Source organism: Paenibacillus sp. FSL R7-0272, from assembly GCF_037969905.1.
GTDB classification, from domain to species: Bacteria; Bacillota; Bacilli; order Paenibacillales; family Paenibacillaceae; genus Paenibacillus; species Paenibacillus polysaccharolyticus.
Window position 1 is genome coordinate 3019500 of sequence record NZ_CP150221.1, and the last position, 12005, is coordinate 3031504.

9 protein-coding genes are annotated in these 12005 nt (G+C 46.8%); all 9 read left to right on the forward strand.

All coding sequences use genetic code 11. From position 1 onward, the window contains the following. Window positions 1–220: 220 nt before the first annotated feature. The 9 genes from MKY23_RS13385 to MKY23_RS13425 all read left to right on the forward strand — a co-directional run bounded on the left by MKY23_RS13385 (window position 221) and on the right by MKY23_RS13425 (window position 11941). A complete protein-coding gene (locus tag MKY23_RS13385) occupies window positions 221–1522 on the forward strand; it encodes a glycoside hydrolase family 125 protein (protein WP_339838748.1) in 1302 nt (433 codons plus the stop codon). 20 nt (window positions 1523–1542) lie between these two features. Further along, complete coding sequence (locus MKY23_RS13390; RefSeq protein WP_339838751.1) at window positions 1543–2922, forward strand: extracellular solute-binding protein; 1380 nt, start codon at window positions 1543–1545, stop codon at window positions 2920–2922. A gap of 180 nt (window positions 2923–3102) precedes the next feature. Further along, on the forward strand, window positions 3103–3969 hold the full coding sequence (locus MKY23_RS13395; protein ID WP_090924060.1) for a sugar ABC transporter permease: 867 nt from the start codon (window positions 3103–3105) through the stop codon (window positions 3967–3969). Window positions 3970–3996: 27 nt separating this feature from the next. Further along, window positions 3997–4821 carry a carbohydrate ABC transporter permease gene (locus MKY23_RS13400; RefSeq protein WP_123063799.1) on the forward strand — a complete coding sequence of 275 codons (825 nt, stop codon included), beginning with the start codon at window positions 3997–3999 and terminating at the stop codon, window positions 4819–4821. Window positions 4822–4833: 12 nt separating this feature from the next. Further along, window positions 4834–7638 (forward strand): alpha-mannosidase, encoded by a 2805-nt coding sequence (locus tag MKY23_RS13405; RefSeq protein ID WP_339838754.1) that lies wholly within the window; start codon window positions 4834–4836, stop codon window positions 7636–7638. 258 nt (window positions 7639–7896) lie between these two features. Further along, window positions 7897–8901: a Gfo/Idh/MocA family oxidoreductase gene (locus tag MKY23_RS13410; RefSeq protein ID WP_339838757.1), complete on the forward strand. Its 1005-nt coding sequence runs from the start codon at window positions 7897–7899 to the stop codon at window positions 8899–8901. Between the two features lie 135 nt (window positions 8902–9036). Next, the gene (locus MKY23_RS13415) at window positions 9037–9960 is read left to right on the forward strand and encodes an AraC family transcriptional regulator (protein WP_260510864.1); all 924 of its coding nucleotides are present in this window, start codon (window positions 9037–9039) and stop codon (window positions 9958–9960) included. A gap of 12 nt (window positions 9961–9972) precedes the next feature. Then, window positions 9973–11058 carry a Gfo/Idh/MocA family oxidoreductase gene (locus tag MKY23_RS13420; RefSeq protein WP_154889579.1) on the forward strand — a complete coding sequence of 362 codons (1086 nt, stop codon included), beginning with the start codon at window positions 9973–9975 and terminating at the stop codon, window positions 11056–11058. Window positions 11059–11227: 169 nt separating this feature from the next. Next, a complete protein-coding gene (locus MKY23_RS13425; protein WP_339838763.1) occupies window positions 11228–11941 on the forward strand; it encodes a glycosyltransferase in 714 nt (237 codons plus the stop codon). Window positions 11942–12005 lie beyond the last annotated feature (64 nt).

A 12005-nucleotide genomic window follows, 5' to 3' on the forward strand; every position in this document is an offset into this window, starting at 1 on the left:
CCAGATGGATAAGATCAGATGAATATAACGGAGGCTTTGGTGACGAAGTCTCTTTTTGTTGTGCATATGTTCTTATTGGATTTAATGACAAAAGTTAACATACCATTTGATTTATTTTATGTAAATAACATGATGTTATATAATTAAATATATTGACATAACATTTAATTCGTTTTAGGATGATGAAAGCGGTTAAACTTTTGATGTTTAAGGAGGACTCATGCACACAACGAGAAAAGATCAGAACATTTCTCCTTCCATTCAGCAGATGATCGGCAAAGTGAAGGCTAGTTTGCCAGACCATCCCAAGCTTGTGGAGATGTTTGAAAACTGCTTTACCAATACATTAACAACGACGATTCAGCGTAAGGAAGACGGGACAACATTCGTCATCACCGGGGATATTCCCGCAATGTGGCTCAGGGATTCTGCGGCTCAGGTCAGACCGTATCTGATGCTTGCTTCAGAAGATCAGGAACTGTCGGATATGATCGCCGGGCTGGTTGAAAGGCAACTGAGATACATTCTTTTAGACCCTTATGCAAACGCTTTTAACGAAACAGAGAGTGGCAATGGACATCAATCGGACCTTACAGAAATGAATGACTGGATCTGGGAGCGGAAATACGAGATTGATTCACTGGCGTATCCAATTCAGCTCAGTTATCTGCTATGGAAAAATACAGGCAGAACAGATCAGTTTAATGCCACGTTTCGTAATGCCGTCAACGAGATCATCTCTTTATGGCAAGTAGAGCAACATCATGAGACCCGTTCTCCATATACATTCCAGCGACTGGACGCCCCCGAGACGGATACGCTCGTAAGAGAAGGGCGAGGCACAGAGACCGTTTATACGGGTATGACCTGGTCGGGTTTCCGCCCAAGTGATGACAGATGTGAATACGGATATCTGATTCCATCCAACATGTTCGCGGTAGTAGCTCTCCGATATGTAGAGGAGATTGCACTTGCGTTACTGGATGAACCTATGCTGGCTGAGACAGCTCGAAAGCTGGCGGAACAGATTGACGAAGGAATTCGGAAATATGGAATGGTGGAGCATCCTGAATACGGGACGATCTACGCGTATGAAACGGACGGGAAAGGCAACCACAACCTGATGGATGATGCCAACGTACCAAGTCTCTTATCTTTACCCTATCTCGGATATGTTACGGAAGATGACGAGATCTACCAGAACACACGCCGGTTCATATTGTCCGCACAGAACCCTTATTTTTATGAAGGTTCTTCGGCTTCCGGAATTGGTAGTCCGCACACACCCGAAGGATATATATGGCATATCGCCTTATCTATGCAGGGACTAACTTCTGTAGATCGGAATGAAAAAATGAACATGCTTCAGTTGATCCAGCGGACGGATGCGGATACAGGTCTGACGCATGAAGGTTTCTCGGCGAATGATCCACATGAGTATACCCGTCCATGGTTTTCCTGGTCCAACATGTTATATAGCGAGTTAGTCATGGATTATTGCGGATTCCGCATACAGAAATAGGACAAAAAGGAGATCGAGACATGAGAAAATTTTCGATGAAACTGCCGGTGGCAGCTATGATGACTTCTTTGCTTATTCTGACGACTGCCTGCTCAAGTGGAAGTTCTTCCACAGGCACGACTAGCGATGGGAAAAAAGAAGTAACCGTATCGTTCCGTTCCTCTGGTTCGGAGGACACCCTTACGAAGTTTTTCAAATCCGGACTGGTCGAGCAGTTTGAGAAAGATCATCCCGATATCAAGATTAACATAGCACCTGTGCTTGCTAGTGAAGGCGATTACACTTCCAAAATGGTGTTACAGATGAAATCACCGGATACTGCACCTGACGTCATTGCCGAGGATACCTCTATTATTAAATCGGACGCAGCTGCAGGTTATCTGGAGCCTCTGGACGAGCAAGTGAAAGGCTGGGCAGATTGGAACGGTAAAATTATCGACAACCTGAAAACCGGAGTAACTGGCGAGGACGGCAAAATCTATGGTATACCAGCGACTTCGGATACACGCGGCATCTGGTATAACAAAGAGCTGTTCCAGCAAGCTGGACTACCTGTACCGTTCAAACCGGCAAGCTGGGATGAAGTTCTGGAAGCGGCCCGCACGATCAAGCAGAAGCTGCCTGGCGTAACGCCGCTGAATCTCATTGTCGGTAAAGCGAACGGTGAAGGCGTAACGATGCAGACGCTGGAGATGCTGTTATATGGTACAACGGATACGCTCTACGACGATGCAACGAAGAAATGGGTTGTGGACAGTCCGGGATTGCTGGATTCCTTCAAGTTTATTGATCAGGTCTTCAACAAGGACAAAACCGGACCAACCATGCAAGTAGCACTTAACGGACAAGCAGGAAGCATTGCGTTCCAGCAGCAATTTCCGCAAGGCAAGCTGGCAATGGCGGTCGATGGAAGCTGGGCAGGTTCTACATGGGCGGAAAATGGAGCTGCTCCGATTCCGAATGTAGAAGAAAAAATCGGTTTCGCACCGTTCCCGACACAGAATGGACAGGAGCCAGGTGCGACCACAATGTCTGGAGGCTGGGCGTGGTCCGTTCCTGCTCAGGCGAAAAACAAAGAAGCAGCCTGGACGTTTATTGAGTTTCTGATGAACAAAGAAAACGCAACAGCACGTGTCGTTGCCGAGGGCAGTCTCAGTCCACGCAACGATTCTACAGAAGTTGAAGGGTACACGAATCGCCCTTATACGAAGGAAGCACAAGAGCTGTTGAATGTGGCTCACTTCCGTCCGGCCAATGATCAATATGCATCGGTATCCGCACAATTGCAAAGCATCGTGGAGAGCATTGCCTCTGGAAAACTCACGCCGGAAGATGCCATCAAACAGTTCAAGGATAACGTCTCCCGATCGGTTGGAGCGGAGCATGTCGAAGAGAAATAGTTTACTTGCAAGAGATGTGAATTAGATATCTATAGAAGTTGAACTTGTCATTTACACAAAAACGAAGTGAACGTGTAAATATATCTTTGGTTCAACTTATATAGGGAGGATAACAACATCGATATATTCGGAGGGGGAGCGAAAAACTCCCCTTTTTCCGGTTCGAATGGAGAGTGACGTATGAAAAGAAAAGCCCCGGGCTCATTTCTGTTTCTGATGCCTTCCGTAACGCTGTTACTCGTGTTTTTTATCGTGCCGATTGTGCTCACAATCTGCTTTGCGTTCACGAATATGGCATTAACCGGTGCCGCAGCCAAAAGCCTGGAATTCGTAGGGTTCCAAAACTTTATTAACATGTTCCAGGACCCTGACTTTCGGATCAGTGTATGGCGTACACTTGTATTTCTGATTTTCTCCGCAGTGATCGGTCAGGTCGTGCTCGGATTTATTCTTGCCTTACTCATGAAAGAAAAAAATGTAACGTTCCGCCGGATCATCGGCATAATCGTAATTGCTGGCTGGGTCACGCCCGAAATTGTCGTGGCATTCTGTATGGTAGCCTTTTTCAGTGACAATGGTTCATTGAATCAGATTCTGGGCTGGTTTGGCGTAAGTCCAATCTCATGGCTGTTCAGTTTTCCCATGGTGAGTGTCATTATCGCTAACATCTGGCATGGAACGGCTTTTTCCATGATGGTTTATCAGTCTGCACTGGATGATATTCCGAAGGAAGTAGAAGAGGCCGCTATTATTGACGGCTCCACCGGATTCCAGATCATTCGCCATATTACGATTCCGATGGTGAAAGGCTCAATCGTTACCAATATGATGCTGGTTACTTTGCAGACACTGGGTGTGTTTACCCTGATTTATACGATGACGGGCGGTGGCCCGGGTACCTCTACGCAAACCTTGCCTATATTTATGTATAACCAGGCTTTTGTGAATTACCAGTTCGGATACGGAACAGCCATTTCTCTTGTGTTACTGTTCATTGGTATTATCGCCAGCCTGTTCTACATCCGTTCGATGAAAGTAAAAGTGTAAGGATTAAGGAGGTGTCATGTTCTTATGATGGTCAAACACGGTATTCAACGCAAAATCCAGTACGGTATTCTGGTTTTCCTCGGTCTATGTTTCTTATTGCCGCTACTTTGGATTATTCTGGCATCCTTTGATCCGAACGCGCAGCAAGGCATCAAGATGCCTGCAACGTGGACACTGCAAAATTTCAAGGATGTACTTGGGGATGAAAGTAACCTGCGCTCGTTCGGGGTAGGTCTGATTCTGTCAGGAGGACAGGCGGCACTTGTTGTCGCAGTATCTGTGCTGGCGGCCTATCCGTTGTCACGCTACGAGATGCGGTTTAAGAAAAGCTTTTTATTATCCATTCTGTTTATGACGGCTTTGCCGATTACGGCTGTGATGGTGCCAGTGTTCCAGATGTTTCTGTTCTTCAAAATGCAGAACTCCATCATTGCTACGATGCTGTTCCTGACGGCTTCATCTCTTCCATACGGCATCTGGATGATGAAGAACTTCATGGATTCTGTTCCAATTGATCTGGAAGAATCGGCCTGGATTGATGGTGCGTCGGTCTGGAGAGGCTTGCGAAGCATTGTTGCTCCGCTGATGCTGCCAGGCATTGCAACCATTGCGATCTTTACTTTTTCAGGCAGCTGGGGCAACTTTTTTGTACCTTACATTTTGCTTCAAACCCCGGAAAAACTGCCGGCATCGGTCACGATTTATCAATTCTTCGGCAGTCATGGCATGGTGGAATACGGCAGATTGGCCGCATTTTCGATGTTATACACGATGCCTTCGGTAGTACTCTATATTTTCTCCCAACGTTATATGTCCAAAGGATTTAGTATGGGTGGAGCGACAAAGGGATAGGAGGAGACACATATGACGAATACGACGAATCAAAAAACAGCGCATCTGATCTCACACACGCATTGGGATCGGGAATGGTATATGCCATACGAGCATCATCATGTGTTACTGGTTGAACTGATGGACAAGTTGCTGGACACACTCGACCGGGACCCGGAATATCGGTACTTTCATCTCGACGGTCAGACCATCATTCGGGAAGATTATTTACAAGTTCGACCAGACCAGCAAGAGCGGCTGGATCGTTACATTCGGGAGGGGCGTATTCAATTTGGCCCGTGGTACGTGCTTCAGGATGAGTTTCTGACGAGTAGTGAGGCTAACCTGCGCAATCTGCTCATTGGGCATCGGGACGCCAAACCTTTTGGAATCATCTCCAAAACCGGGTATTTCCCGGATTCGTTCGGCAATATGGGACAAGCCCCGCAAATTTTAGAGCAGGCGGATATCCAGAATGCGATCTTTGGGCGCGGGGTAAAACCTACCGGATTCAACAACGCTGTTGTGGATGCAGAAGCTTATGAATCTCCTTATTCAGAGATGATCTGGCGTTCTCCGGACGGTTCGGAAGTGCTCGGTATTCTGTTTGCCAATTGGTATTGTAACGGGATGGAAGTACCTGTAGACCCGGAGAAAGCACGAGTGTACTGGGACAAAAATCTGCAGGAAGCCGAGAAATTTGCATCAACATCACATCTACTCTTCATGAACGGTTGTGATCATCAGCCTATTCAGACGGATCTACCTGAGGCACTTCGTACCGCTTCCGAGTTGTACCCTGAAGTGAAATTTGTACATTCCAATTTTGATGACTATATCGCAGCAGTCTCGCAGCAGGTTCCTGATCATCTGGCAACGATTGAAGGAGAGCTTCGCAGTCAGCATACGGATGGATGGGGAACGCTGGTGAATACAGCCTCTGCACGGGTCTATCTGAAACAGTTAAACCAGCAAGGTCAGACGTTATTGGAAAAAGTAGCAGAACCCCTGGCAGCCATGGCCTATGTAGCCGGGGTTAAGGAATACCCGCATCATCTGCTTACCCATGCCTGGAAGATGCTTATGCAGAATCATCCACATGACAGCATCTGTGGCTGTAGTGTAGATGAGGTGCATCGGGAGATGGTGACCCGGTTTGCCAAGAGCCGGCAACTCGCCGAGAAGCTGGTATCCCAGACGTCGCAAGCCATTGCGGAATGCATTGACGTACAGAATATCGAAGCTTGGGCCGAGGATGCCGTGTTGTTCACCGTGTTTAATACGGCTGGGTGGATGCGAAGCGGTATCATAGAGAAAGAACTGATCGTAGATAAATCCTTTTTCCCGGAAGGTCCGAATCCACAGGCTCTTGCGCGCAAATTGGAAGAAGTCGTACTACCGACATATCAAGTGATCGATGCTGAAGGCAATATATACGTAGCCGAAATCCTTGATCTAGGTGTTCATTTCGGTTACGAGCTTCCGAAAGATCGCTTCCGTCAGCCATATATGGCACGTAAGGTTAAGGTGACTTTCCAGGCGAAGAATGTTCCTGCACTGGGTTATCAGACGTATGGTCTGGTTCCAGTCGGAGAAAAGGAAGAAAGACAGGCGGCTGGCGTTGAAGTTAACGTTGAGATTGAAGCGAACATGATGGAAAACGAATATTTGCGAGTGCGTGTGGAGCAGAATGGCGCGATCACTTTGCTCGATAAACGCTCTGGAACAGAATATCACGGACTGAACGTCTACGAAAATACCGGGGATATCGGCAACGAATATGTGTACCGTCAGCCTGAAGGCGAACAAGCGTTATCCACTAAACAACTCAAGGCGGAGCTACGTCTTGTGGAGCATTCCCCTTATCATGCCGTAATGGAAAGTGTGCTGCGTTGGAACATTCCGGCTGGGGCAGATGAGCTGTTTGAGCAGGAGAAACGTTACATGGTTCCGTTCACGGAGCGTAAGGCTCAGCGTGTTCAGGATACCGTTCCTCTTAACATCACAACAACATATACACTGGAAGCAGGCAGTAATATGGTCAAGGTAAAGACCGAATTTAACAATCAGGCCAAAGATCATCGTCTACGCGCGCTTTTCCCGTCCGGTCTGGTCACGGACCATCATTATGCTGATTCCATCTTTGAAGTCGCCAAACGGCCAAACATTCCGGCGAAGGAGTGGGTGAATCCGAGCAATGCACAGCATCAGCAAGCATTTGTTCATGTGACGGATGGGAGCACCGGGCTGATGGTTGCGAACAAGGGGCTCAATGAATATGAGATTTTACAGGAGAATGCAGGAAGTACGATTGCGGTTACGCTGCTCCGCGCTTCATCCGAATTGGGAGATTGGGGTGTATTCGACACACCGGAGGCTCAATGTCTGGGACCTCAGGCGGTGGAGTATGCTATTATTCCATTTGCAGGCGATGCGGCGAAATCAGGTGCTTGTGCAAGTGCATACACGTATCCTATCCCGTGGACGACGGTGCAGCTTGGGGAACTGGCTCATACGTATGAAAAAGAAGCGCAGCCTGTACATGGAATGAAAGATGGCCAACGGAAATTACCACTGAGCAAACAGTGGCTGGACTGGCAAGCCGAGAATTCGACGCTGGCATTTTCCGCTTTGAAGATTGCAGAAGAAACAGGAGATGTGATTGCACGTTGGTTCAATTTGAGTGCTGATCCGGCTGATTTGCATGTACAGACTGGCTTCGAGTGTGTCTCCACATATGAGAGTGATGTGCTGGAGCGGGTGAAGGGTGCGCTTGAAAATAATCATCGGACGGTAGCGGGATATAAAATTGTTACGCATGGTTACGAGCTATTGTGATACCGAACGAATCAACAGAGTCAGCTGAAGTTTAGGCTTTAGAGCTTAAAGCGTTAACTGTTGGATGAGAAGCCGCCTGTGAGCGGCTTTTTCATATTTTAGGAGAATGAGGGAAAGTGCAACTGTGATAGTTTAATAATATTAAATGTCGTAATTTTATATATGAATTGTCGTGAGTTTTGATTAAAAATAAATAAATCATGTGATACCTTATAGATACGTTGTCAGAATATTATATACTATGGAGGGAAGACATCCGTGACCATTCGAATTGGAAAAATCAGTTTGTGGCATGTACATGCATGGGATTACATCAAGCAAGCCCAGGAGCACGAGGATACAGTAATCGCCGCCGTGTGGGACGAAGACCCGAAGCGTGGGCAGGAAGCCGCTGACCGCTTGAACGTGCCCTTTTATGCATCGCTTGCGGATATGCTGGCACAAGATGACATTGATGCGGTAATTGTAGATGCGCCTACACGTATCCATGAAGAGGTAATTACGGCTGCTGCCAAGGCGGGTAAACATATTTTTACCGAAAAAGTCATTGCCGGGACGCAAGTGGAGGCTAATGTTATTCTGAGAGAGATTCAGGCAAACGGAGTCAAAATGACCGTTTCTCTTCCTCGTCTATATGCTGGATATACGCTGACCATTCAAGACGTGCTTGAGCGCGGATTACTCGGTCAAGTTACATACGTGAGGGCACGATTATCCCATGATGGAGCGATCACAGATTGGCTGCCTCAGCACTTCTATGATCTGCATGACTGTCAAGGCGGAGCTCTGATTGATCTGGGCTGTCACCCGATGTATTTAACGAGATTGTTTCTAAATCAGCCAATTACCGATGTGAGCGCACACTTTGGTTATATTACAGGCAAAGAAGTTGAGGATAATGCAGTGGCAACACTCTCTACATCAACAGGAGCTATTGGGGTAGTGGAAGCGGGATTTGTGAACAGTCACTCGCCTTTTACCATTGAAGTACATGGCACAGAGGGTACAATGTTATATGGAACGCCGGATTCCACATTGTTGATTCGCACGAAAGTAGCGGAAGGTCAGTATACGGATTGGACCGAACTTCCTGTTGCTGAAAATGTAGAAAGCGCATTCAATCAATGGGTAGGACACATTCAAAATGATACCGAGGACAGCGCAAACATCAACATGGCGATGGAATTGACCCGGTTGATGGAAGCGGCGAATCGCTCAGCGAAGGAAGGTAAACGAATTGCACTCACTGAGTTGCAAAGTTAGATATCAAGCTAGACAGGATAGATTGGATTATATAAGTTGAATGAATTACTTACACTTTAACGGAGTGGACTGTGTAAAATCTTCAGTTCTACTCAATATAAATTCGTCCTGTAAGGCGTTAAGGAGGAAGGCATCTTGAGTCTGTATCCGTATGAGAAAATGCTGGATCGGCAGGATCTCCTGGAGCGGCTTGATATTACCGTGGTATGGGGGCATTACGAGATTCGTGTGCTGCGATTTCATCTGACGACATTTCCAGCGGGGCGGATTGTCGATTTTCATAACCATGCGGAGTATGAGTTCCATTTCATTCCTAGAGGGAAAGGTAAAGTTATTATTGATGATCAGTCCCATGCATTATCGGAAGGGTTATTGTATCTGACCGGACCTGGGGTTGTTCATTATCAGGAAGCCGACGCCGAGCAGGATATGGATGAGTTGTGTCTTCATGTAGATATCGTGCATAAACCACGAGAGCATGTCGATCCATGGGAAGTTGCGGAATCAGAAGAGACCATTGAAAAACTAAAGACACTTCCGCATAAACCGGTTCAGGATTATCACCGTGCAATGCTCTGTTTTCTCGAAGCGTATGAAGCATGTGACCACAAGATGGTCGGATATTATACTTCGATTAAGCAGCTGGTTGTTAGCATTTTGTTAAAAACAGTTCGCGCTTACGATACGGGCGGAATTCGAGCTGAAGCTCCTGTAAGGGATATGACAGTGTATCGATACGATTATGCTGTACAGTACATGGAAGCTAATCACGCTTCTGTAGTGACGCTGGAGCATGTCGCCGAGAAGCTGCACATCAGCAGCCGCCAGTTGCAACGCATTTTTTATCAGGTACAGCCTGATATGCCGTTCAGCCGAGTGCTGGAGGACATTCGCCTGCGAGCGGTGTGCCGTAATTTACAGGAAAGCAACGTGTCTATTGAACAGATTGCGGTTGGCTCAGGCTTTAACAACGCCAACTATTTACATGCTGTGTTTCGAAAACGCCTTGGGATGACCCCGTCGGCTTTTCGCAAAATGAAACAACCAATACTAAAGTGAGGGTGACTTATGATGAGTAAATTATATCGCATTGGAATTATTGGCTGTGGCGGGATCGCAAACGGCAAACATCTGCCAAGTCTGAGCAAGCTGGAGAACGTTGAACTGGTTGCTTTCTGTGATATTGTGGAAGAGCGTGCCGCAGAGGCGAAGAAACAGTACGGTTCTGCCGATGCCGAGATATACACGGATTACCAGGAACTGTTGAAGGATGAGACACTCGATATTGTGCATGTGCTTACCCCGAACATCTCCCACGCAGAGATTTCAATTGCGGCGCTGGAGGCTGGCAAACATGTGATGTGTGAGAAACCGATGGCCAAGACTGCGGCTGAAGCTCAGCTTATGTTGGAAGCGGCCGAACGTACAGGTAAAAAATTGACGATCGGTTATAACAACCGTTTCCGTCAGGACAGCATGTACTTAAAGCAACTGTGTGAAGCGGGCGAGCTAGGTTCGATCTATTTTGCCAAAGCCCATGCGATTCGAAGAAGAGCCGTGCCGACTTGGGGTGTGTTTCTGGATGAAGAGAAACAAGGCGGTGGACCGCTGATTGACATTGGAACACATGCACTGGATCTGACCTTATGGATGATGGACAATTATCAGCCGAAAGTAGTACTTGGCACTACGCATCATGAGCTCTCCCAGAGAGAAAATGCAGCGAATGCTTGGGGTCCGTGGGACCCACAGAAATTTTCGGTGGAGGATTCCGCCTTTGGTATGATTGTCATGGAAAATGGGGCAACGATCATGCTGGAATCCAGCTGGGCGCTGAACTCGCTTGATGTGGACGAAGCTAAATGCAGTCTGAGTGGCACCGAGGCAGGCGCTGACATGAAAAACGGACTGCGTATCAATGGCGAGAAGTTCAGCCGTCTGTATACCAATGAAATTGAACTCAGCTCTGGTGGTGTGGACTTCTATGAAGGACAGTCCGAAAATGCACCGGATGTGGAGATGCGCAAATGGATTGAAGCGATCGATAAAGATTTGGAGCCCGTAGTTACACCAAAACAGGCGCTGGTGGTATCACAGATTTTGGAAGCTATTTACGAGTCGGCACACACGGGCAAGGCAGTATACTTTAATAATTAACGGAGAAGCTTCAATAGATTGTTCTGTTAACATAATTAGATTCCTAAACCTTTGTCCGTTTATCCGGTCAGAGGTTTTTTGTTATTTTTCCATAATAGAGGGAGCCGTCCATACCTGATATGGATCAAACACATAGGATGAATGGAAATAAGCTGAAAGAGGGGATGTTGTGTCTAGGTATCTTACACCTATGGGAGTTTCCATCGTTGTTTGCACCAACCGTCCACAATTTTTGGATAACATCCTGCAGAATTATGTTCGCCAGCGTTACAAGGTCAAGGAATTGATTATCATTCTGAATCTCGACAGCATGAACATGCGTTTGATTCGGAAAAAGGTGCAGAAATACGCGAATGTCCACGTATACCAAGTACCCGAACGTATCTCACTAGGACAGTGTCTAAATGCAGGCATCACCAGAGCTCGTTTTTCACTCGTTGCGAAAATGGATGATGATGATTACTACTCTCCTTATTATCTGGAAGAACAGGTACGTGCGCTCAGGCAAACCGGCAGTGATATTGTGGGTAAACACTCCTGTCTGGTTTATCTGGAAGCTTCCCGAACATTGCTGATGAGGTCACCGGGCGAGAGCAATAAACCTGTGGAATTTATCCAGGGAGGCACGCTGTTATTCAGAAAAAAGGTGTTAAAAAGGGTTCGATTTACGGATCGTTCGGTGGGGGAAGATGTTACGTTTCTAAGGCAATGCAGGAAGAGAGGGTACAAAACGTATGCAACATCACCTTACAACTATGTGTATCTGCGCAGGCAGAACAAAGCAAGTCATACGTGGAGAGCAGAGGATCAGTTCTACCTTGAAGGAAGCGAGCGACTGGCTGTAACCAGGACTTTTAAACCTTTTGCAAACAAAAAGTTGTAGAAAAGGGAGACACTGCATTTTTAAGCGAAGAGTCGGATATCGTCATTCAGAAAAAAGTATAACA